Below are 20,442 nucleotides of genomic sequence, written 5' to 3'. Positions count from 1 at the left end.
AAGCTGCGGTCGGGGAGCTACTTCCCCGACTGGTTGCTGGAGCGGCGCAAGCGGTCCGAGCGGGCACTGACCAGCGTGGTCGCCACCTGCTACCTGCTGGGGGTCTCCACCCGCCGGATGGAGAAGCTGGTGGAGTCCCTGGGGATCACCAGGCTTTCGAAGTCGCAGGTCAGCGAGATGGCCAAAGACCTCGATCAGCAGGTGAAGGCGTTTCGTACTCGACCGCTGGATGCCGGGCCGTACACGTTCGTGGCCGCCGACGCGTTGACGATGAAGGTGCGCGAGGACGGGCGCGTCATCAACGTCCACGCCCTGCTCGCTGTCGGGGTCAACGCCGATGGCCACCGCGAGATCCTCGGCCTGCAAGTCTCCTCCGCCGAGGACGGCGCCGGCTGGCTGTCCTTCTTCCGTGACCTGACAGCCCGCGGCTTGACCGGCGTTCGCCTGGTCACCTCCGACGCCCACCGCGGCCTGCTCGCAGCCATCGGCGCCACCCTGCCCGGCGCGTCCTGGCAGCGCTGCCGGACGCACTACGCCGCGAACCTCATGGCCGCGACGCCGAAGTCGGCCTGGGCCTGGGTCAAGCCGCTGCTGCACTCCGTCTACGACCAACCCGACGCCGCATCCGTGCACGCTCAGTTCGACCGCGTCCTGGACGCCGTGGCGGAGAAGCTGCCGGTGGTCGCGGAGCACCTGGATGCCGCGAGAGCCGATCTCCTCGCGTTCACGGCGTTCCCCAAGGAAGTCTGGCGCCAGATCTGGTCGAACAACCCGCAGGAGCGGCTCAACCGCGAGATCCGCCGCCGCACCGACGTGGTGGGGATCTTCCCCGACCGCCACGCACTCATCCGCCTCGTCGGCGCGGTGCTGGCCGAGCAGCACGATGAGTGGACCGAAGGACGCCGCTACCTCGGCCTCGACCTCCTGCACCGCTGCCGTCTCACCCTCCACACCAGCGAGAGCGCCGCCGCCGACACCGTGACGGAGGTGAACACCGACACCACCTTGCAGGCCATCACCGCCTGACCATCACAAGATCACGCGAGAAACCGCCGTACACCACGCCCCTGGACTTGACCCGCCCGAAGTCCTGCACCTGTGTCGTGACTCTCTGCCAGGATGCATCCGCCGATCCAGGCATTCACATGGGGGGGAACTCATGAGGACATCCATCAGGCTCGTGGCTGCTGCGGCCGCGGTGCCGCTGGCCCTGCTCACCGCTCCGGCCGCCACCGCCGCCGGACCCACCGCCACGGCGGTCACCTGCGGTTCGGAGGTGAGCGGCAAGGTCGTGCTGACCAAGGACCTGAACTGCACCGGCAGAGGGCTCATCGTCAGGGCCTCGGGCACGACGATCGACCTGAACGGGCACACCCTGCGCCGCGTCGGGGGAGAGGAGGTCTTCGACAATCGCGGCATCGAGGTCGGTTTCGACAGCCCGGAGCTGCCTCGCACCCACGACGTCACGATCCGCAACGGCACCATCGAGGGCTACGCGTACGCGGTGTACGCCAGCTACACCGAGGGCCTCACGGTGGAGCGCCTGACGACGGAGGACACCCTCCGCAGCGAGGTCGGCCAGGACCTCACCGTCCGCAAGTCCCGCATCGCCGAGATCGGCTTCTACTACCACGGCAGCGCTCTGATCGAGGGCAACACCCTCCGCTACGTCGGTGGCAGTGGCGGGAACATGCGCATCCGCAACAACCGCTTCCCCGGGGGCGGGGTCCAGCTCTACGAGAGCAGCGACGTCGAGGTGACGGGCAACCGTTTCGCCCCCGGCGGCGTCAGCGTGAACGATGACACCTTCAACATCACGATCGCGGACAACGTGATGACGGGCGTGTCTCTCGACGGCACCAGGATCGAGGGCATCACGATCCGCAACAACCGGATCCGCAACAACCCCGCGTCCGGGATCACCGTGGACTCCAGCTCGCAGAGCGTGTACGACGTGCTGATCGAGAACAACAAGATCACCCACAGCGGGTTCGGGCCGCACGGGGACTGGGCGCCCACCTACGACGGCATCCACGTTCCCGCCCCCACCATCGAGGGCGACGTGCGCGAGGTCACCTTGCGCGGCAACCGGGTTCGGAACAGCGCCGGGCACGGCATCTTCGCCCCCGGCGCCATCGACGGCGGCGGCAACAGGGCCAAGGGCAGCAAGGCCGCGCCGGAGTGCGTCGGCGTCATCTGCAGCAAGTAGTCCGGCACCGAGCCGGTCGCCGGGTGGGGCGCGTCACGGCGACGCGCCCCACCCGGCACGAGGTCTCGGCGGGGTGCCGTGTCCACGTCGCTGTCGGGGGAGCAGTTGAGGGGCCCGAGGCCCTGCCGACCGCGCTTGCGCGGGCGTCCCGGGCGGCGGCCTCGGGCAGGGGCACGGTTCCTCCGTCGACTCCTGGGGTGCATCCACCGCGGGCGACCAGCCTCCGTCTCCGGCGCCGAGGCGGTCGCTCCGGTGCAGGATGAGCTGGTGGCTGACGTGACGGGATCCGGGGACTCGTGGGCCTGAGCCTCGTCACCGATGGCGGGCCGGTGGCCGTGGCGTCGACCATGAGGTTCTACCTCTACGGCAACGAGACGTTCCCGACCCCCATGGCCGACAGGTGCGCGAGGGGCGGCGAGGGGATCGACCGGTGGCGGGTCGACCCGCACCCGCACTGGGAGCCTCGCGTCGGTTCGGCGGTCCGGGCGGTGAACTGCTTCTGGTGGCACGTCGCGTTCGGACCCGTCACCACCTCGGACGGTCGGGTGGTGCATCCCCGCATCGAGCGTGACGTCCCGGTGGCCATCCGTCTCGACGTCGACGCGGGGCCCGTCTGGCTCGTCGCGGGCCATCCGCTGTGCCCGGGCGACGATGGGGCGGCGGTGATCGGGGACGAGGTCGTGGTGGTGTTCACCTCCGAGCGCATGGCGGCCTTCGGGTTCCCGCCGGGCCCGTTCATCGGCACTTGACCGGGAGTTCGACCACCCGGGTTCCTGCCATTCGCCGGCAGGAACCCGAGCCCCATGCCCGGGTTCCTGCCGGGCGATCCGCCGGCGGGGTGCGCTCACCGGACCCGTTGTGCCGCAGGCGGGACGACCGACCGCCGGGTGGTCCGTCGTCCCGCCCCTGCCGTCTGCACGTCAGGAGCGGCGACCGTGGGCCAGGAAGAACCGGACCATCTCCGCGGATGCGTCGGGACCCATGGGGTCGGTGCACGACCCCACCGGGCTCCCTCCGTACCAGGCGTGCCCACCGCCGTGCACGATCCACGACTCGGCGACGACGGCACCGTCGGCGGTGGCGTAGGTGGTGCGGGTGGCTGCGCGCTCGGATCGCTCGTCGCGCTCACTGGTGGTGGAGACGGGGCTGGTGGCCGTCGCGAGGCGGGCGGTGATGAGCCTCTCGGCGTTCACCGGCGTCACGAGGCCGTCGGCGTCGCCGTGGAACACGATCAACGGCACCCGTCCACCCGGGAGGGGGGAACCGCCGCTGCGCATCGCCGCGAACGCCGATCCGACGTCACGCGCGGCGCCGTAGGCGAGCCCGGAGTGCACCCCGACCCCGGCGTACAGCTGCGGATGGGTCGCGGCCATCACCGCAGCCATCGCCCCGCCCGCCGACAGGCCGGCGACGAAGACGCGGTCCGGGTCGACGTGGTGCTCGGCCATCACCTGCCGGGTGATGCCGGCGATGATCGAGGGCTCACCGGCTCCGGCCTGCTGGTCGGCCGGGTTGAACCAGTTCCAGTAGCCGCCGGCGTTGGCCGAGGTGGGTTGCTCCGGGTAGGCGACGAGGAAGGTCTGCTGCTCGGCGAGGTCGTTCATGCGGGTACCCGCGGCGCAGTCGAGGGCGTTCTGCTTGCCGCCGTGCAGCATCACGACCAGCGGCACGGGTGCACCGGTGTAGCCGGTGGGGATGTAGAGGTCGTAGCTGCGGGTGCCGGCCGCCTCGGTGTGGCTGAGGTGACGGATCTCGCCGCCGGGGGCCGCGGCCGCCACTGCGGCCGCCGCAGAACCTCCAGCGCCCGTGCCGGGGAGGTTGCCCATGCCCGGAAGGTTGCCCATGCCCGGAAGGTTGCTCAAGCCGGGGAGGTTGCTCAAGCCGGGGAGGTTGCCCAGTGGGCCGGACGGGCCGGACGGGCCGCCGCCGGTCGAGCCGGCCGGGGCGGTGCCCGGACCCGGCGCGCCGCGGAGCCTGTCGAGCAGGCCGCCCACCTGGGGTGGGGCCTGTCCGGTGCCGGGTCCGCGTCGACCACCTCGGAGCAGGCCGGTGGACCGCGGAGCGGAACCTGCCGTTCCACCGCGCGTCGCGCCGGTCGCCGGGGCGGGGAGCCCCGAGCCGAGGGTGCGCTGCAGGATCGCGGTGGCCTCGTCGAGGCGCCCCGCGCGGATGAGGCGCAGTGCTTCGGGCATGCCCGTGGTGTGGTTGTCGTCCATGGGATCCCCCTTCGGGGGCAGGTGGAACCTCGGCGCCGGCCGGGCGGCCGTGCCGTACTGCAGTGGTTCGTGCGCCGTCGCGGGGTGCCGCGCGCGGTGTCAGGTGATGCGGGGGGCCAGTGCGGTCTTCACCGCTCGTGGCGCCCGGAAGGCGCCGAGGACCTCCACCGACGCGATCGTGGCAAGGGCCAGTTCCGGGCTGACGTCGTCGGCGATGGTGGCCAGCCCGAGGACCCGCAGCTCGATCTGCCGCCCGGCGTCCCGCAGCGCCTCGAGTTCGCCGCGGCTGAGGTGCCGGGTGCCGAGCGTGAGCGCTCTGCGTTCCACGGTGTCGTTCACCGCCGAGGCTCGGCTGTCGAGTTGGCGGCGGATGGCTGTCCGGATGAAGTCCGTGCGGTTGGCGTAGAAGCCCTCGTCGACCAGGAGGTCGATCTGGCCGAGGTCGACCAACCCGAGGTTGATGGTGATCTTCTCGCTCTTCTCGACCTCGGCCATCGAGCACCCCTTCCCTGTGTCCACCATCCTACGACCATCCTGTGGGATGGCAAGGGGAGTCCGTGTCTTGTCCGTGGGGCTCGGTGCGGCGAGCGTGCCGAGCGGGCCGGTCAGTGGTGGCGCGTCCTGTCGGGGGAGGGGGGCGCCGTCGCCCGTGACGAGCCTGCTCCCGGCCGAGACTAGAGTTGTCGTGCTAGCCACTCGGCCTGAGGAGATCGCGGCATGAGCCGAGGACCGGACGCCCCCCACGACGTCCAGGTGGGTGTGGCGAGCGAGGCGGCGCGACGCCGCACGCTGGCGATCATCAGCCACCCGGACGCGGGCAAGTCCACGCTCACCGAGGCCCTGGCGCTGCACGCGCACGCCATCCGGCAGGCCGGCCACGTCCACGGCAAGGCCGGGCGCGCCGGAGTGGTCTCGGACTGGCAGGAGATGGAGAAGGCCCGCGGGATCTCCATCAGCTCCGCGGTGCTGCAGCTGCACCACGAGGGCCACGTCCTCAACGTGCTGGACACCCCTGGTCACGCCGACTTCTCCGAGGACACCTACCGGGTCCTCGCCGCCGTGGACAGCGCGATCATGCTGGTCGACGCGGCGCGTGGCATGGAACGGCAGACGCGCAAGCTCTTCGAGGTGTGCCGTCATCGGCGCATCCCCGTCATCACCGTCGTCAACAAGTGGGACCGCCCGGGCCTGGAGGCCCTCGCCGTCCTCGACGACATCGCCGCCGCGACCGGCCTGCGCCCGACGCCGCTGAACTGGCCGGTCGGGATCGCCGGGGACTTCCGGGGCCTGCTCGACACCCGCCGCGGGGACTACGTGCGCTTCACCCGCACCCCCGGCGGCGCCAGCCTGGCGCTGAGCGAGCGGATGGACGCCGCCACCGCCGCACGGGAGGAGGGTGCGGCGTGGGCGCAGGCGCAGGAGGAGGCCGAGCTGCTCGCCGTCTCCGGTGGCGAGCACGACCGGGAGGCGTTCCTGGGCCACGAGAGCACCCCGGTGCTGTTCACCGCGGCTGTCGTCAACTTCGGCGTCGCCCAGGTGCTGGACGCCCTGGCCGAGCTGGCGCCGGCCCCTACCGCGCAGCGCGTCACCGGCGGCGGGTCCCGCGAGGTGGACGATCCCTTCAGCGCGCAGATCTTCAAGATCCAGGCGGGGATGAACCCCGCCCACCGCGACCGCCTCGCCTTCGCCCGCATCCACTCCGGCTGCTTCCAGCGCGGCATGACCGTCGTCAACGCCCGGACCCAGCGCCCGCTGGTGCTCAAGCACGTCCAGACCGTCTTCGGCTCGGACCGCCAGACCGTGGACGAGGCCTGGCCCGGTGACGTCATCGGCCTGGTCAACGCCACCCACATCCAGGTCGGGGACACCCTCGCCCAGGCGCCGGTCGTCGCCTTCCCGCCCATCCCCGCCTTCGCCCCGGAGCACTTCGGCGCGGCCCGGGCCCTCGACCTCGGCAAGGCCAAGCAGTTCCGCCAGGGCCTGGCCGCGCTGGACGCCGAGGGGGTGGTGCAGGTGCTGCACTCCGACCGACGAGGCCACGGCGAGCCCGTGCTGGCGGCGGTGGGGCCCCTGCAGTACGAGGTGGCCGTCCACCGCATGGCGCACGAGTTCCACGCCCCGCTGCAGATCGACCCCCTGCCCTACTCCGTCGCCCGCCGCGTCGACACCCGCCACGCCACGCTGATCGACTCCGGACGAGGCAGCGAACTCGTCGTCCGCAGCGACGGGCAGGCGCTGGCGCTCTTCCTCGACGAGTGGCGGCTGGGGACCTTCCAGCGGGCCCACCCGGACGTCGAACTGCTACCCGTCATGGGCGCCGACTAGCTCCTGCCCCGCGGATCGTGACCGCGACGCCCCGCTCTCCGGGAGCGGCTGAGCCCGGCCGACCCCGGGGCGGACCCGTCGGTGCCGGACCTCGGCTCGCCGTGGACGGTCACTCCTCGGCGCAGGCCGGCCGGCCGTAGGGTCGCGGCGTGCTGCGGGTGCTGATCACCGGGATGTCGGGGACGGGGAAGTCCACGGTGCTGACGCGGCTGGCTGCCCTGGGGCACCGCGTCGTCGACACCGACAGCGACGCGTGGAGCCGGTGGACCACCGACGAGCACGGCCGCGCGGACTGGGTGTGGCGCGAGGAGGCCATCACCGGGCTGCTGACCGGGCACCGCGGCGGCTCGTTGTTCGTCGCCGGCTGCAAGAGCAACCAGGGGCGCTTCTACCCCCTGTTCGAGCACGTCGTCCTGCTCAGCGCTCCCGCCTCCGTCCTGCTGGAGCGGATCGCCGAGCGCACCACCAACGACTACGGCAAGGACCCCGCCGAGCGGGCACTCGTCCTCCGGCACATCGCCGAGGTCGAGCCCCTGCTGCGCCGCACGGCCACCCTGGAGATCGACACCACCCTTCCGCTGGACGTCGTCGTGCACCGGCTCCACCTCCTCCGCTGAGCGCCTCGTGCGGCCGCCGTCTGTGTCAGCATGGGCACGCTGGCGCTGGACCCCTCCCTGGGGAACCCCGCCCGCCCTGACTGTGCGCAGGAGCCCCACCCGGTGCCGGCCCGACAGCGGTCGCTGTCGCTCACCCGCCGGGCTGTCGGCCCCTCGCGCCAGGAGGTTGCAGCATGTGCGTGATGACTGAGCACGACACCGTGCCCCGGCCGCCGTCGCCGTGGAAGGGCTCCGAGCACCACGTCCGGCACCGGTGGCAGATGGACTGCGCGACCGCCCTGCCCGGGGCCGCGGCGCTGCTGCGGGAGCTGGCCGCCGAGCTGCGCTCCGCGCACGGCGCGGGCTGGTGGCTCGTGGAACCGATGCTCAACGGTCACCTGGTCGCCGCCCGTGCGTCCCGCCGCCAGCGGGCCCGACGGGCGCCCGGCCCTCACGGGGTTCCGCCCGGCCTTCACGGGGTTCCGCCCGGAGCGGGCCCGGCGGTTCCCGGATGGCGCCTGAGGGTGGTCCAGGAGCCCGCCGTCGCAGGGGAGGAGCCCCTCGACAGCGCCGCGGCGCCCCGCACCGCGGTCCTGCTGTGGACGGGGCGATCGCTCGAGCAGGTGGGTGGGCCCGAGGTCCCCGTCGACGTCCTCGCGGAGATCGCCCGGCAGGCGGCGTCCCAGGACGTCACCGCCGGGCGGTGGGCCGTCGGCGCGGCCCGCGTCGGCCCGGGCTTCGACCTGGTCGCCGACGGGAGCGCGCTGCGGGTGCACGCCGTCGTCGACGGTGCGCTGGTGCGGACTCGGGAGGTGCTCTCGTTCCAGCATGCCGCCGACGGGGCAGCCGACCTGCTGCAGGCCGCGACCGCCTACGAGGGCCTCGCGGAGGAAGCCGAGGCGATGGCCGCCGTGGGTGGTCGGCTGATCGGCGCCGACGACGGCTTCCTCCACATCGGCTACGACGGGCCGAGCCGCTGACGCGCCCCCACCGGCGTGGTGGTCGCTGCCCCTCCGGCTGCTCTCAGGCCTGCGCCTCCTGGGCCGACACGTCGCACCACACCTGCGTGCGGCCCGGCAGCCTGCGCCAGCCCCACTCCCGGCTCAGCCCGTTCAGCAGCTCGGCCGCCTCGTCGGCGACGTCGACGCGATCCAGCCCGTCGAGGTCGACGAGGACGGTCAGGTGGCCCCGGTGCTGCCGGACGGCGACGGCGGTGACCCGGTGGGGTCCCCCGCCCACGGCCATCAGTTCCGCCGCGGCCTGCACGAGGTCGTCGGCGCGCTCCTGGGCGAAACCGGACTGCTGGGCGTAGCGGCCGAGGAACCGCCGTGCCTGCGCCAGGCCGTGGGCGCCGGGGGCCGGGTCGATGCGGACCCGGTCCGCGGCGCGGGTGTCCACGCTCACGATCGAACCTCCTCGTCGTGCTGGGCGGGGGGTGTTCCAGCGCCCACCTCGCCGGTGAGGTGGGCAGGGGCGTGCTGTGCCCTCCGGCAGGGCGACGAGGACGAACCGGTGGGGGAGTGCGCACCCCGGGGCGAGTCGGCGGGAGAGCGTCCGCGACCTCGATGTGCGGTGGTGGCCGGGCCTCCCTCGGGGCCGCGGCGGGGATGACGATACGGCCGCTCCGCCACCCGGGCAAGCAGTGGAACCCGCGTTCTTCGAACACCAGTTCGACGCGGGGGCGCGGTTTCGGTAGCGTCGCCCCGTCGCTGGCCGGCGCCGCGGGAGGGGAAGCCCTACGCGTCGGTCAGCGACCCGGCCGACCGGCCGGCGTTGGAGGTGAGGACTCGTGCGGTGGGGTCGATGATGGGGCGATGACTGCTTCGCGCTGGCCCGCCGCCCTCCTCCTCGCCGGTCTCCTCGCGGGGTGCAGCGCCGCCGAGGACGCCGCCCGGTCCGCCTCGGAGGCCACCAGTGCCCTGCCGGACGCGCCCTCCCTGCCCGCGGTGGAGATGCCCTCGGGTGAACGCCTCGAGCAGCTCGCGAAGGACGTCGAGGGCGTCGCCCCCGAGGTGGCCGCCGATCCCCAGGCGCTGGCGCGGGGTGCGGCGGAGGTCTGCGCCCGGGTGGCCGCCGGGCAGGACACCACGGCGATCGTGCAGGAGGCGAAGGGGTTCTTCGGCGGCGCCGCCGCGGATCTCTCCCCGGAGCAGACGCAGCAGCTCGTCGACGCGGTGCAGTCCGCCGTCTGCCGCTGACCGCCCGCTGCGGGGCCGCGTCCCGCCCGATTGACGGACCAGTCCGGGTTGATGCCACACTGCGCGCGTGACACCAGCGCGCATTGATGTGAAACCACCGGCCGGCACCTCCGCCGAGGAGGGGACGGCTGAGCTGCTGCAGGTGGTCGCCGATCCCGTCCGCTGGCGCATCCTCACCCTCCTGGCGGGCGAGCAGCTGTGCACCACCCACCTGCAGGACCTCCTCGGGGCGAAGCAGACGCTCGTCTCCCACCACCTGAAGGTGCTGCGCGAGGCCGGCCTGGTGGACACCGAGCCGTGCGGGCGCTTCACCTACTACCGGCTGCGCCCCGGAGCCCTCGACGGCCTCGCCGAGGTGGTCGCCGGCATGGCGGCGGCCAGTCGCGGCGACGTCGACCGGCGAGCCTGCTGATGGCCCCGCAGGCCGCCGGCGCGCCCGCGCGCCCTCCGCTGCGGCGCCGGCTGCTGGCCGAGGCCGTGGGCACCGCGCTGCTGGTCGCCGTCGTCGTCGGCTCCGGCATCGCCGCCCAGACGCTCTCCCCGGACGACGTGGGCCTGCAACTGCTGGAGAACTCCCTCACCACCGTCTTCGGGCTCGGGGTGCTGATCCTGCTCTTCGGACCCGTCTCCGGCGCCCACTTCAACCCCGTCGTCTCCGCCGTCGACTGGCTGCTCGGCCGCCGCGCCGGCACCGGCCTGCCCGGCGCGGACGTCGCCGCCTACGCCGTCGCGCAGATCGGCGGCGGCATCGCGGGGGCGTGGCTGGCCAACGCCATGTTCGACCTGCCGGTGTGGCAGGTCGCCACGACCGAGCGCATCACCACCGGGCACCTGATCGGCGAGGTCGTCGCCACCGCAGGCCTCATCGCGCTGATCTTCGCCCTGGCGCGTTCCGGGCGGGCGGCGCTGTCCGCTGCGGCGGTGGCCTCCTACATCGGCGCCGCCTACTGGTTCACCAGCTCCACGTCCTTCGCCAACCCCGCCGTCACCATCGGGCGGATCTTCTCCGACACCTTCGCGGGCATCGCCCCGGCGTCGGCGCCCGGCTACGTCCTCGCCCAGGTGATCGGCGCCGGCCTCGGGGCCGGGCTGGTCCTGGCCCTCTACCCCGACGCTGGCGAGAGCGCCGGTGAGGCCGTGGTGCCCACCGAGGCCCCCGTGCACGCCGCCCTCGACCGTCCAGCTCGTCACTCCTGAGAGGTTCTCCATGTCCGTGAGCTCTGCGCCCGCCAAGCCCAGCGTCCTGTTCGTCTGCGTCCACAACGCCGGCCGCTCCCAGATGGCCGCCGGCTGGCTGCGCCACCTCGGCGGGGACGCCGTGGAGGTCCGCTCCGCCGGCTCCGCGCCGAAGGACAGCGTCAACCCCTCCGCGGTGCAGGCGATGGCGGAGGTCGGAATCGACATCTCCGCGCAGACCCCGAAGATCCTGACCACCGAGGCGGTGCAGGACTCCGACGTCGTCATCACCATGGGCTGCGGTGACGCCTGCCCGATCTTCCCCGGCAAGCGGTACCTGGACTGGCAGCTGGAGGACCCCGCCGGCAAGGGCGTGGAGGCGGTGCGCCCGATCCGCGACGAGATCCGCGGGCACGTCGAGCGGCTCCTCGCCGAGCTGCTGCCCGAGCGGGCCGCCACGACCGCCTGAGCAGCGCGTCCCGGTCGAGCCCGGACCCTCCGCGGGTCCGGGCTCGACGCGTCCGCGGCAGCGCGCGGAGGGCGGGGGAGCCGCACTCAGCAGCAGCCACCGCCGGCCGCCGCGGGGACCGCCCCCGCCGGCACGGGATCGTCGACCTCCACGCCGTCGGCGTCCACGCCGTCGGCCTCCGCCGTGGACGGGGTGCTGGAGCAGGCGCCGGTCGCGGGCAGGTCGAGGCGCACGTCGGCCGCCGCCTCCGCGTCGCCGGCGAGGGCAGCCGCGATCGAGCGCACCTGCTCGTGGCCCGTGGCCAGCAGGAACGTCGGGGCACGGCCGTAGCTCTTCATGCCCACGACGTAGAAGTCCTGCTCCGGGTGCGCGAGCACGCCTGCGCCGTGCGGGGGAACCGTGCCGCAGGAGTGGAACTCCGGATCGATCAGGGGTGCGAGCGCGCGGGGCGCCTCGACTCCCGGGTCCAGGTCGAGGCGCAGCTCGCGCAGGATCCCCAGGTCGGGCCGGAAGCCGGTGGCCGCGACGACGACGTCCACGCGCAGCTCGCGGCGACCCGCCGGGGTCTCGGCGACGACGGTCACCCCGCCCTCCACCTCGCCGGGTTCCAGCACGCCGGGTTCCAGTGCGGTGACGGTGACGCCCGTCCGCAGTTCGATGCGCCCGGCCTCCACCGCCGCTCGCAACCGGGAACCGAGCAGGCCCCGGGCGGGCAGGGCGTCGGCAGCACCGCCTCCGTAGACGCGGGTGACCGAGTTCCCGCGGACCGCCCAGGTGATGCGGGTGCCGGGCGCCCGCTCCGCCAGGCGCACCAGGTCCAGCAGGGTGTTCGTCGCGGAGTGGCCCGCGCCGACGACCAGGGCGTGCCGCCCGGCGAACCTCTCGCGGTCCCGGCCGAGGACGTCGGGCAGCGGGCCCGCCAGGAACTGCGCGGCGCCGTCCTCCCCGAGTGCGGGCAGGCCACCGGCGCCCAGGGGGTTGCGCTGCTCCCAGGTGCCGGTCGCGTCGATCACGGCGCGCGCCAGGTGGTCGACGACCCCGCCGCCGGTGACGGTGCGCACGAGGAAGGGGCGCTGCTCGCGGCCGAGGCTGCGGGTCTTGTCCGTGCCCTGCCGGGTGACGGCCACCACCCGGGAGCCGGTGCGGATGCGAGGGGCCAGCTCGGGTGTGGCGGCCAGCGGCCGGAGGTAGTCCTCGACGAGTTCGGCGCCGGTGGGCAGTCCGGTGAGTTCCGGTGCGCTCCAGCCGGTGGGTTCCAGCAGGCGTCGGGCGGCGGCGTCGAGGTCGTAGCGCCACGGGGAGAACAGCCGGACGTGCCCCCACGCGGCGACGCTCGCGCCGACCTGCTCGCCGGCCTCGAGGACCAGGGGTTCCAGGCCGCGCTCCAGCAGGTGGGCGGCGGCGGCGAGCCCGACGGGCCCGGCGCCGAGAACCGCGACGGGCAGGCCGGGCGGGGTCGTGGCGGCAGGGACGGTGGAACTGCTCATCGAGGGCTCCTCGGGTCTGGTCGCGTGGTGGTCCTCGACGCCGGGCCCGGCGGTGCCGGGGTGGGAGCCCGGCGACGCAGCTGGTCGGTGAGGCGCCGCACGACGCGGCGGGCGTCGGGTCCGGCGCCGCGCAGGGTGGCGGAGGCGAGGCCGTGCTGTCCGGGCAGGCCGACGTAGCCGAGCCCCGGAACGGTGGTGCTGACGCCCCGGCGGTGCATCGGGTCCTGCCGTGCGTCGAGGGCGCTGCGGCCGTCGGGCAGCACCAGGTCCCGCAGGTAGCCGAGGTCCGGGCGGTAGCCGGTGGCCAGGACCACCGTGTCGACGTCCTCCTCGACGCCGTCGGCCCAGCGCACGCCGGTCGGTGTGAGGGTGGTGAACATCGGGCGGCGCCCGGGGCGACCGGCGGCCAGGGCGGCGCGGTAGCGCCCGTCGTCGAGCACCCCGACGACCTGCTGGGCGTGGCGCCCGAGGGGGAGGGCCTCCACGCCGCTGAAGCGGGTCCAGTGGTGGACGTCGACACCGAGGGGTCGCTGGGACCGCCACCGGACCGGGGCGCGGCTGGCGAGGGTGACGGTGGCGACCTCCGCCAGTTCGGTGGCGACCTGCACCGCCGAGTTGCCCGCGCCGACCACCACGACCCGCTGCCCGGCGAAGGCCGTGGGGCTGCGGTAGCGGCCCACGTGCAGCATCTGCCCCCCGAACTCCCGCGCACCCGGAAGGTCCGGCAGGTGCGGGGCGCCGAAGCCGCCGCTCGCGGCGATGACGGCTCCGGCCCGCAGCGACGATCGGGCACCGTCCTCGCCGCGGGCGGCCAGGGAGACGCTGAACGCGGCGCCGTCCCAGCGCACCCGCTGCACGCGGGTGCCGGTGCGCACCGGCAGGGCGAAGTGCTCGGCGTAGCGGCGCAGGTAGGCGGCCACCTCGTCGCGGTGCGGGTAGCGGCCCGGATCGCCGGGGAAGGGCAGGCCGGGAAGGGCGGAGCGCCCGGCCGGCGAGAAGAGGGTGAGGCTGTCGTAGTAGCCCGCCCACGAGCCGCCCACGTGTGCGGCCGCGTCCACCAGCGTGAAGCTCACTCCGGTGCGGCGCAGGGCGTACCCGGCCGCCAGGCCGGCCTGGCCGGCCCCGATCACGAGGACGTCGACGTCCGTGCCGGGGCGCGCCCCCTGCGGCGAGCAGCAGCCGAGCGCGTCGACCGGTTCCGCCCCTGTGGTGGCCACGGCCCTGCCGACCGCCTGGCCGGTCGTCGTGGGCTGGAGCATGATTCTCCCCTCTTCATCGACGCATGTCGATGTCCTGTGGGGCGACTCTGGCAGCTCATATCGATGCTCGTCAACATAGGCGGCGATCGATGGGTGGGGCCATACTGGGCGCATGGCCACGTCCCGGACCCTCGAGCCGACCCCCGCTCCCGCCACGGCCTGCTGCGCCCCGCTGACCGGAGCCCCCCTCAGCGCCGAGGCCGCGGCCGCGCTGGCCCGCACCCTCAAGGCCGTCGCCGACCCCGCCCGCCTGCGGTTGCTGTCCCTCATCGCCACGCACGAGGGCGCGAGCGCGTGCGTGTGCGACCTCACCGGCCCCCTGGGCCTCAGCCAGCCGACGGTCTCCCACCACCTCAAGGTGCTCACCGAGGCGGGCCTGCTGACCCGCGAGAAGCGCGGCACCTGGGCCTACTTCACCCTCGTCCCCCGGGCTCTCGACGCGCTGGCGGCGGTGCTGAGCAGCCGCACCCCGGGCAACGCCCCGGCATGAGCCGGCAGGGCGCCGCCAGCGGCGGCGCGGGGGAGCTGCGGACCGCGCCAATGGACCCGCGGCACTGGCCCGCCGTGCGCGACGTCTACGCCGCCGGCATCGCCACCGGGCACGCCACCTTCCAGGACTCCCCGCCGGCCTGGGAGGTCTTCGACGCGGCCCACCTGGAGGAGCACCGCCTCGTGGCCCTCGACGCTGCGGCCGCGGTGCTCGGCTGGGCCGCCGTCTCCCCGGTCTCCTCCCGCGCCGTCTACGCCGGGGTGGTGGAGCACTCCGTCTACGTCGCCCCGGCGGCCCGCGGCCGGGGCGTGGGGCGACTGCTGCTGGACGCGCTCATCGCGTCCACCGAGGCGGCGGGCGTCTGGACGTTGCAGGGCAGCGTGTTCCCCGAGAACAGCGCCAGCCTCGCGCTGCACACCGCAGCGGGCTTCCGCCTCGTCGGGCGGCGCGAGCGCATCGCCCTCATGAGCCACGGGCCCCTGGCCGGGCGGTGGCGGGACACCGTCCTGCTGGAGCGCCGCAGCGCCGCCGCCGGGCGCTGAGCGGTTCCCCGCCGCGCCCGGCGCCGCTCGTCCACCGGCGCCGCTCGTCCCCCCCCGGGGTCTCCGGGGGCCGGCACGAGCGCGGGGCCGTGGGCACCCCGCGCCCACGGCCCCGCCCCGCCTCGCTCAGGTGGTGCTGCCGCCCGACATCTGCCTCGACCCCGCCGCGTCGCGCACGTCCACCGACTGCGGCGCGTCGGCGCGGTGGGCGCCGCCCGTCGGCCCCGCACCGCCCGTCTCCGTCGTGCCGCTCGAGCGCCCGCCGCCGGCCAGGTCCACCTGCTGCGCGCGGTCGGCCGCCACCTGCCGGGTGAGCTCGGCGCCGGCCTCCTCGTCGCGGGTCAGGTTCTCGCCCGTGCGCGGGTCGAACACGTGGATCTTGCGGAGGTCCACCCACATCTCGGCGGTCTGACCCTCGCGGATCCGGCTGGACGCGTCGATCTTCACGACGGCCTGCGTGCGCAGCTGGTCGCTGTCGAGCTCCTGGGACAGCTCCCGCAGCCGGTCCCGCACCTCCGGCTCCGCGTCGAAGGGCAGGTACGCGAACTGCGCGTCGCCCAGCCACTCCGTGAAGTCGATGCGGGCCTGGAACGTGCTGCCGTGCGGACGCTTGGCGTCGTCCACCAGCGAGGAGTCCTCGAAGTACTCCGGCCGGATGCCGACGAGGAGGAGGTCCCGCCCGGCCACCGCGTCGGCCCGCTCGCGGCTCAGCGGGATCGGCCCGAAGGGGGTGTCGAGGCAGTCACCCTCGACGTGGGCGGGCAGGAAGTTCATCGGCGGCGAGCCGATGAACCCGGCCACGAACAGGTTCGCCGGCTGCTCGTACAGCTCCCGCGGGGAGGCGACCTGCTGCAGGATCCCCTTGCGCAGCACCGCTACCCGGTCGCCGAGCGTCATCGCCTCGGTCTGGTCGTGGGTGACGTAGACCGTCGTGGTGCCGAGGCGGCGCTGCATCCGGGAGATCTCGCTGCGCATCTGCCCGCGCAGCTTCGCGTCCAGGTTGGACAGCGGCTCGTCGAAGAGGAACGCGTCGGCCTGACGGACGATGGCGCGCCCCATCGCGACGCGCTGGCGCTGACCCCCGGAGAGCTGTGCGGGCTTGCGCTCCAGCAGCTCACCCAGCTCCAGCAGCCCGGCGGCCTCGTCCACGCGCCGCCGGATCTCCTCCTCGGGAACGTCCTTCTTCAGCCGCAGCGGGAAGGCGATGTTCTCCCGGACCGAGAGGTGCGGGTAGAGGGCGTAGTTCTGGAAGACCATCGACAGGTTGCGCTCGCGGGGGGCCTTCTCGTTGACCCGCTTGCCGTCGATGCGCAGCTCCCCGGAGGTGATGTCCTCCAGGCCGACGATCATCCGCAGCAGGGTGGACTTCCCGCAGCCCGAGGGCCCGACGAGGATCACGAACTCTCCGTCGGCGATGTTCAGGCTGACGTCGTTGACCCCCTTGAAGCCGTTCGGGTACTGCTTGACGAGGTGGTCGATCTCGATCGCTGCCATGGGATCAGCCCTTCACTGCGCCGTTGGTGAGCCCCGCCACGATCTTCTGCTGGAAGAGCAGGACGAGGATGATCACGGGGATGGTGACCAGGACCGACGCCGCGGCGATCGGGGCGGTCGGCTGGGAGAACTGGCTCGCGCCGCTGAAGAACGCGAGTGCTGCGGGCACCGGCCTGGCCGCCTCCGTGGAGGTCAGGGTGATGCCGAAGACGAAGTCGTTCCAGATGGCGAAGAAGGTGAGGATCGCCGCCGTGAAGACGCCGGGTGCCGCCAGCGGCACGATCACCTTCCGGAAGGCCTGCCACGCCGTGGCGCCGTCCACCTGCGCCGCCTGCTCCATCTCCCACGGGATCTCGCGGAAGAACGCGGAGAGGACGTAGACCGAGAGCGGGATCGAGAACGACAGGTAGGGGATGATGAGCCCCAGCCAGGTGTCGTACAGTCCGATGGTCCGCCACATGTTGAACAGCGGCGTGGCGATGGAGATGACCGGGAACACCGTGATGGCCAGCGCCACGCCCAGGATCAGCTTCTTGCCGGGGAACTCCAGCCGGGCGATCGCATAGGCCGCCAGGGTGGCGAGCACCACGGAGATCGTCGTGGCGATGGCGGCGATGCCGACCGAGTTGCGCAGCGCCGAGAGGAAGATGTCCGAGGACAGGACGATGCGGTAGTTCTCCAGGCTGACGTCGCTCGGCAGGAAGCGCTGGTTGTTGATGTCGTCGCCGGCCTTCAGGGACAGCGAGAGGATCCACGCCACCGGGATGAGCGCGTAGGCGATGATGACGATCGCCCCGACGAGCCACAGGATCTGGCTCTTGCGCTCGCTGGAGGACACCTTCGGGGAGCGCTTGCTGCTGGTCTCGGCTGCCGGAGGGGCGCCGGCCTCTCGTTCCATGGTGGTCATGGTCACCCCTTCTGCTGGGACAGGTTGGTCTTGAAGCCCTTGACGAACATCACCGCGATGAGCACGACCAGGATGGCCAGGATCACGCTCACCGCCGAGCCCAGGCCGATCTGCACGCGCGAGATCGTCTGCCGGTAGGCCAGGAAGGACAGGGTCTCGGTGCCCTGCGCGCCCTGGGTCATGATGAACACGTTGTCGAAGATGCGGAACGCGTCGAGCGTGCGGAACAGCAGGGCGACCATGATGGCCGCCTTCATGTTCGGCATGATCACCCTGCGGAAGCGCTGCCATGCGGTGGCGCCGTCGACCTTGGCGGCCTCGAGGTAGTCCTCGGGAATCTGCGCCAGGCCCGCCAGCAGCAGCAGCGACAGGAACGGCGTGGTCTTCCAGATCTCGGAGAGGCAGATGACCACCAGGGACGGGACCGTGTCCCCGAACCAGTTGTAGCCGCCGAGGCCGAGCAGCGGGTTGACGAAGCCGGAGGCCGAGGCGAAGGCGTACTGCCAGGCGTAGGCGGAGACGACCGTGATGATGCCGTAGGGGATGAGGATCGCCGTGCGCAGCGTGCGCCGCAGGAACAGCGCGCGGTGCATCACCATGGCGAGGGCGAAGCCCAGGACGAACTCCACCGCGACCGTCACCACGGTGATCGCCGCGGTGACGCCGAACTGCCGCCAGAACAGGCCGTCGCTGAGGATCAGGGCGTAGTTGCTCAGCCCGACGAACTCCCGGTCGTCCGGAGCCGTGAGCCGGTAGTCGAAGAGGGACAGCCAGACGGCGTTGAGGACGGGGTAGCCGGTGACGGCCACCATCAGGACGAACGCGGGCCCGGCGAGCATCCAGCCGAGGCGGCGCTCGTGGCGGGCCCGGTCGCTCAGCTTCGGGCGTCCGTGGTGGGTGACGGAGAGGTCGTCGCGGACCTCGCCCGCGGCGGCGGGAACCGTGGTGCTCACTGGGCCTCCTAGAGGAGCTGCTCGTTGGAGAGGACGCCCTCGATCAGCTCGGCCGTCCGCTGGGGCGCCGTTTCGGGGGAGATCTCGCTCGGGGGGTGGTAGCCCTGCTGGATCGCGCCGGTGACGTCGCCGTAGAAGGGGGTGATGGGGCGCGGTGCGGCGTCGACGAGGCCCGTGCGGATGGCCTCCCACATCGGGAACTGCTCGCGCACGCGGGGATCCTCGAAGACGGCCGCGTTGGCGCCCGGCTCGCCGCCGGTGAGCATGTGCTCGACCTGGCTCTCGACGGAGCGCAGGCAGCGGATCGCGTCGACGGCCAGGTCGGGGTGCTCGCTGAAGGCGCCGACGCTGAGGCCGACGCCGCCGATGGGGGTCGCGGCGGGGGTGTCGGCGTCCACCCGCGGGTAGACGGCCCAGCCCACGTCCTCCCGGAAGCCGGCCGGCAGGGTCCCGTCCTCCTCGCCGGCGGCGAAGGCGTTCCAGACGTAGGGCCAGTTCACCATGAAGCCGCCGCGCTCCTCCTGGAAGGCGGCTCGCGAGGTCTCCTCGGCCGCGGTGCTCAGGGCGGGCGGGGCGGCTGTCGAGTCCGCGATGCGGGTCATGATCTCGGCAGCCCGCTTCCCGGCGGGGCTGTCGATCGTCGCCTCGACGTCCTCGGCGTCGGCGCCCTGGCTGTCGGGATCGATGATCGCCCCGCCGGCGGACTCCACGAGCGCGTTGACCCAGACCATCAGGCTCTCGTTGCGCTGGCCCTGGACCGCGACGGTGCTGTCCGTCTGCTCGGCGGCGTCGATGATCTGGTCCCAGGTGACCGGCTCGCTCATGTCGAGGCCGGCCTCCTCGGCGACCGACTTCTTGTACCAGAGGAGCTGGGTGTTGGCGAAGAAGGGAGCGCCGAACATCGTGTCCTCGTACAGCGACTGCTGCAGCGGTCCCTCGAGGACGTCCTCGGAGAACTCCTCCCGCTCCTCGCCGGTGAACGGGCGCAGGAAGCCCGCCTCGGCCAGCTCGGCCATGTACGGGGGGTCGAGGCTGAGGATGTCCATCGAGGAGTCGTTGGCGGCGAGGCGGCGCAGGATCTGCTCCCGCTGTCCCGCGGCGTTGTTGGGCAACTGCTCGGTCCTGATGTCGTACGCCTCCGCCTCCTCCGAACAGCGCTCACCGATCGGCGCGTCGAAGGCGTTGTTGATGTACCAGGTGAGCGTCGGGACGCCCGTGCCCGTGTTCGCCTCGCCGCAGGCGGTCAGTGCGGTGGCGCAGAGCGCGAGGGTCGCAGCGCCGCCGAGGACGCGGCGGCGCGTGGTGGGTGGGGGGCTGGCGGAACTGCTGGTCTCCGGTGCGCTCATCGGCTTCACCGTTCCTCCTAGGCCGGTCCGGTCGTCATCGTCCGTACTCGCCGTCGGCCCGCCGGAGCGCCTCCTGTTGGAGCGGTCCGCCGGGTCGCGCCTAGCGTGCTCCTGCGACCAACCCAACGCCACATCAAACACACCCTCTGTTGCGTTGTGGCGGCCGAGAACATCACTGGGTAGTCGGAAGATCACACCGCGTGATCATTTGGCTGATCTGGCGCGGTCCGGTGCCTTCGCCGGAGGCTCTCGCGCGACGCGCCCCGTGCCGCCGAGCGCGGGCGGTGCGCGCCGGTAGGGTCACGACCATGACGATGACCACGGCCGGCCTCGTGATCCTCGGAGCGCTGGCCGGGATCTCCCTCTGGGGACTGCTGACCTCCAAGCCCGGCGACGTGGCGCGACAGCAGTGGTCGGGCATCGTGGCGCTCGCCTCGGTCGTCGGCATCGCCATCCTCGTCCTCGTCGAGGGCTGAGCGGCGCGGCGCCCCGGGCCGATCCGGGGAGGCCGCCGCGCAGCCGCCGCTCGCGCTTCGTGCGACGGCCCGCGCGGCCGCTGGAAGGCCCCCGCCCAGGTCACCGGGCTGCGGCCCGGCCCCGCGGTGACCCGCGCCACCCGGGCAAGATCTTGCTGAGTCCTTGCAAAGCTTGCAGCTCCCTTTCCAAGCGTCCCTCCCGCGGGTTACCGTTCGCGCCAGTCGCTCACCGTGGAGAGGACATCCGTGCGCACTGCTGGGCCGCTTCGCCCCCACCGTTCCCCTTCCCTGCGTCCCCG

The 20,442-nt window shown here is 73.2% G+C and carries 22 protein-coding genes; 13 read left to right on the top strand and 9 right to left on the bottom strand.

The annotated features are described in order from the left end of the window. The 3 genes from CLV92_RS10700 to CLV92_RS10690 form a co-directional block, all read left to right on the top strand. Positions 1–1,026: IS256 family transposase (locus CLV92_RS10700; protein ID WP_104432831.1), on the top strand; the 1,026-nt coding region annotated here is incomplete at its 5' end. Between the two features lie 133 nt (positions 1,027–1,159). Next, positions 1,160–2,209, top strand: coding sequence for a right-handed parallel beta-helix repeat-containing protein (locus CLV92_RS10695; RefSeq protein WP_104432783.1), 1,050 nt, complete (start codon positions 1,160–1,162; stop codon positions 2,207–2,209). Between the two features lie 347 nt (positions 2,210–2,556). Further along, the gene (locus CLV92_RS10690; protein WP_158257199.1) at positions 2,557–2,958 is read left to right on the top strand and encodes a hypothetical protein; all 402 of its coding nucleotides are present in this window, start codon (positions 2,557–2,559) and stop codon (positions 2,956–2,958) included. A gap of 171 nt (positions 2,959–3,129) precedes the next feature. On the opposite strand, the gene CLV92_RS10685 is transcribed toward CLV92_RS10690, so the two are convergent. Both CLV92_RS10685 and CLV92_RS10680 read right to left on the bottom strand, forming a co-directional pair. Then, positions 3,130–4,425, bottom strand: a complete 1,296-nt coding sequence (locus tag CLV92_RS10685; protein WP_104432781.1) for an extracellular catalytic domain type 1 short-chain-length polyhydroxyalkanoate depolymerase — start codon at positions 4,423–4,425, stop codon at positions 3,130–3,132. Positions 4,426–4,524: 99 nt separating this feature from the next. Further along, a complete protein-coding gene (locus tag CLV92_RS10680) occupies positions 4,525–4,920 on the bottom strand; it encodes a CopG family transcriptional regulator (RefSeq protein WP_104432780.1) in 396 nt (131 codons plus the stop codon). A gap of 222 nt (positions 4,921–5,142) precedes the next feature. Here CLV92_RS10680 and CLV92_RS10675 point away from each other — a divergent pair, with 222 nt between their 5' ends. The 3 genes from CLV92_RS10675 (at position 5,143) to CLV92_RS10665 (ending at position 8,326) form a co-directional block, all read left to right on the top strand. Further along, positions 5,143–6,750 (top strand): peptide chain release factor 3, encoded by a 1,608-nt coding sequence (locus CLV92_RS10675; RefSeq protein ID WP_104432779.1) that lies wholly within the window; start codon positions 5,143–5,145, stop codon positions 6,748–6,750. Positions 6,751–6,899: 149 nt separating this feature from the next. Then, a complete protein-coding gene (locus tag CLV92_RS10670; protein ID WP_211291033.1) occupies positions 6,900–7,367 on the top strand; it encodes an AAA family ATPase in 468 nt (155 codons plus the stop codon). A 182-nt stretch (positions 7,368–7,549) separates the two neighbouring features. After that, a complete protein-coding gene (locus CLV92_RS10665) occupies positions 7,550–8,326 on the top strand; it encodes a hypothetical protein (protein WP_146099490.1) in 777 nt (258 codons plus the stop codon). Between the two features lie 43 nt (positions 8,327–8,369). Here the strand turns inward: CLV92_RS10665 and CLV92_RS10660 are convergent, their stop codons facing one another. Beyond that, positions 8,370–8,750: an ATP-binding protein gene (locus tag CLV92_RS10660; protein ID WP_104432777.1), complete on the bottom strand. Its 381-nt coding sequence runs from the start codon at positions 8,748–8,750 to the stop codon at positions 8,370–8,372. Positions 8,751–9,160: 410 nt separating this feature from the next. Between CLV92_RS10660 and CLV92_RS10655 the strand changes: the two genes are divergently transcribed. From CLV92_RS10655 to CLV92_RS10640, 4 genes are all read left to right on the top strand, one after another. Then, on the top strand, positions 9,161–9,544 hold the full coding sequence (locus CLV92_RS10655; protein ID WP_104432776.1) for a hypothetical protein: 384 nt from the start codon (positions 9,161–9,163) through the stop codon (positions 9,542–9,544). A 136-nt stretch (positions 9,545–9,680) separates the two neighbouring features. Then, positions 9,681–9,956, top strand: a complete 276-nt coding sequence (locus CLV92_RS10650) for a metalloregulator ArsR/SmtB family transcription factor (RefSeq protein ID WP_104432829.1) — start codon at positions 9,681–9,683, stop codon at positions 9,954–9,956. Continuing rightward, a complete protein-coding gene (locus CLV92_RS10645) occupies positions 9,956–10,741 on the top strand; it encodes an aquaporin (protein ID WP_104432775.1) in 786 nt (261 codons plus the stop codon). The genes CLV92_RS10650 and CLV92_RS10645 overlap by 1 nt, the downstream gene beginning before the upstream one ends. An 82-nt stretch (positions 10,742–10,823) precedes the next feature. Further along, positions 10,824–11,189 (top strand): arsenate reductase ArsC, encoded by a 366-nt coding sequence (locus CLV92_RS10640; RefSeq protein ID WP_425433573.1) that lies wholly within the window; start codon positions 10,824–10,826, stop codon positions 11,187–11,189. Between the two features lie 86 nt (positions 11,190–11,275). On the opposite strand, the gene CLV92_RS10635 is transcribed toward CLV92_RS10640, so the two are convergent. Together CLV92_RS10635 and CLV92_RS10630 are read right to left on the bottom strand one after the other, a co-directional pair. Further along, the gene (locus CLV92_RS10635; protein WP_104432773.1) at positions 11,276–12,676 is read right to left on the bottom strand and encodes an FAD-dependent oxidoreductase; all 1,401 of its coding nucleotides are present in this window, start codon (positions 12,674–12,676) and stop codon (positions 11,276–11,278) included. Next, positions 12,673–13,935 carry a flavin-containing monooxygenase gene (locus CLV92_RS10630; protein WP_104432772.1) on the bottom strand — a complete coding sequence of 421 codons (1,263 nt, stop codon included), beginning with the start codon at positions 13,933–13,935 and terminating at the stop codon, positions 12,673–12,675. The genes CLV92_RS10635 and CLV92_RS10630 overlap by 4 nt, the downstream gene beginning before the upstream one ends. A gap of 112 nt (positions 13,936–14,047) precedes the next feature. Between CLV92_RS10630 and CLV92_RS10625 the strand changes: the two genes are divergently transcribed. Both CLV92_RS10625 and CLV92_RS10620 read left to right on the top strand, forming a co-directional pair. Continuing rightward, the gene (locus CLV92_RS10625; protein WP_104432771.1) at positions 14,048–14,425 is read left to right on the top strand and encodes an ArsR/SmtB family transcription factor; all 378 of its coding nucleotides are present in this window, start codon (positions 14,048–14,050) and stop codon (positions 14,423–14,425) included. Continuing rightward, on the top strand, positions 14,422–14,967 hold the full coding sequence (locus tag CLV92_RS10620; protein ID WP_245886688.1) for a GNAT family N-acetyltransferase: 546 nt from the start codon (positions 14,422–14,424) through the stop codon (positions 14,965–14,967). Before CLV92_RS10625 ends, CLV92_RS10620 begins: the two co-directional genes overlap by 4 nt. 126 nt (positions 14,968–15,093) lie before the next feature. Here the strand turns inward: CLV92_RS10620 and CLV92_RS10615 are convergent, their stop codons facing one another. The 4 genes from CLV92_RS10615 to CLV92_RS10600 are packed head-to-tail and all read right to left on the bottom strand — an operon-like array spanning position 15,094 to position 19,667. Further along, positions 15,094–16,461, bottom strand: a complete 1,368-nt coding sequence (locus CLV92_RS10615; protein ID WP_104432769.1) for an ABC transporter ATP-binding protein — start codon at positions 16,459–16,461, stop codon at positions 15,094–15,096. 4 nt (positions 16,462–16,465) lie between these two features. Next, positions 16,466–17,359 carry a carbohydrate ABC transporter permease gene (locus tag CLV92_RS10610; RefSeq protein ID WP_104432828.1) on the bottom strand — a complete coding sequence of 298 codons (894 nt, stop codon included), beginning with the start codon at positions 17,357–17,359 and terminating at the stop codon, positions 16,466–16,468. 11 nt (positions 17,360–17,370) lie between these two features. Next, on the bottom strand, positions 17,371–18,321 hold the full coding sequence (locus CLV92_RS10605; protein ID WP_245886686.1) for a carbohydrate ABC transporter permease: 951 nt from the start codon (positions 18,319–18,321) through the stop codon (positions 17,371–17,373). A gap of 8 nt (positions 18,322–18,329) precedes the next feature. Beyond that, a complete protein-coding gene (locus CLV92_RS10600) occupies positions 18,330–19,667 on the bottom strand; it encodes an extracellular solute-binding protein (protein ID WP_104432768.1) in 1,338 nt (445 codons plus the stop codon). Positions 19,668–19,975: 308 nt separating this feature from the next. Between CLV92_RS10600 and CLV92_RS21415 the strand changes: the two genes are divergently transcribed. Further along, positions 19,976–20,143 carry a hypothetical protein gene (locus tag CLV92_RS21415; protein WP_158257198.1) on the top strand — a complete coding sequence of 56 codons (168 nt, stop codon included), beginning with the start codon at positions 19,976–19,978 and terminating at the stop codon, positions 20,141–20,143. The last annotated feature ends 299 nt before the right edge of the window (positions 20,144–20,442 follow it).

Source organism: Kineococcus xinjiangensis (assembly GCF_002934625.1).
Taxonomy (GTDB): Bacteria; Actinomycetota; Actinomycetes; order Actinomycetales; family Kineococcaceae; genus Kineococcus_A; species Kineococcus_A xinjiangensis.
The sequence above is the reverse complement of the archived record's forward strand: the minus strand, read 5'-3'. Positions and strand labels throughout refer to the sequence as shown.

Bases quoted from the DNA above. Each gene is read 5' to 3' on its own strand.
- CLV92_RS10625 (WP_104432771.1), top strand. From the start codon at position 14,048: ATGGCCACGTCCCGGACCCTCGAGCCGACCCCCGCTCCCGCCACGGCC.
- CLV92_RS10615 (WP_104432769.1), bottom strand. From the start codon at position 16,461: ATGGCAGCGATCGAGATCGACCACCTCGTCAAGCAGTACCCGAACGGC.
- CLV92_RS10620 (WP_245886688.1), top strand. From the start codon at position 14,422: ATGAGCCGGCAGGGCGCCGCCAGCGGCGGCGCGGGGGAGCTGCGGACC.
- CLV92_RS10695 (WP_104432783.1), top strand. From the start codon at position 1,160: ATGAGGACATCCATCAGGCTCGTGGCTGCTGCGGCCGCGGTGCCGCTG.
- CLV92_RS10645 (WP_104432775.1), top strand. From the start codon at position 9,956: ATGGCCCCGCAGGCCGCCGGCGCGCCCGCGCGCCCTCCGCTGCGGCGC.
- CLV92_RS10630 (WP_104432772.1), bottom strand. From the start codon at position 13,935: ATGCTCCAGCCCACGACGACCGGCCAGGCGGTCGGCAGGGCCGTGGCC.
- CLV92_RS10690 (WP_158257199.1), top strand. From the start codon at position 2,557: ATGAGGTTCTACCTCTACGGCAACGAGACGTTCCCGACCCCCATGGCC.
- CLV92_RS10610 (WP_104432828.1), bottom strand. From the start codon at position 17,359: ATGGAACGAGAGGCCGGCGCCCCTCCGGCAGCCGAGACCAGCAGCAAG.
- CLV92_RS10685 (WP_104432781.1), bottom strand. From the start codon at position 4,425: ATGGACGACAACCACACCACGGGCATGCCCGAAGCACTGCGCCTCATC.
- CLV92_RS10655 (WP_104432776.1), top strand. From the start codon at position 9,161: ATGACTGCTTCGCGCTGGCCCGCCGCCCTCCTCCTCGCCGGTCTCCTC.
- CLV92_RS10640 (WP_425433573.1), top strand. From the start codon at position 10,824: ATGGCCGCCGGCTGGCTGCGCCACCTCGGCGGGGACGCCGTGGAGGTC.
- CLV92_RS10665 (WP_146099490.1), top strand. From the start codon at position 7,550: ATGACTGAGCACGACACCGTGCCCCGGCCGCCGTCGCCGTGGAAGGGC.
- CLV92_RS21415 (WP_158257198.1), top strand. From the start codon at position 19,976: ATGACGATGACCACGGCCGGCCTCGTGATCCTCGGAGCGCTGGCCGGG.
- CLV92_RS10675 (WP_104432779.1), top strand. From the start codon at position 5,143: ATGAGCCGAGGACCGGACGCCCCCCACGACGTCCAGGTGGGTGTGGCG.
- CLV92_RS10680 (WP_104432780.1), bottom strand. From the start codon at position 4,920: ATGGCCGAGGTCGAGAAGAGCGAGAAGATCACCATCAACCTCGGGTTG.
- CLV92_RS10635 (WP_104432773.1), bottom strand. From the start codon at position 12,676: ATGAGCAGTTCCACCGTCCCTGCCGCCACGACCCCGCCCGGCCTGCCC.
- CLV92_RS10600 (WP_104432768.1), bottom strand. From the start codon at position 19,667: ATGAGCGCACCGGAGACCAGCAGTTCCGCCAGCCCCCCACCCACCACG.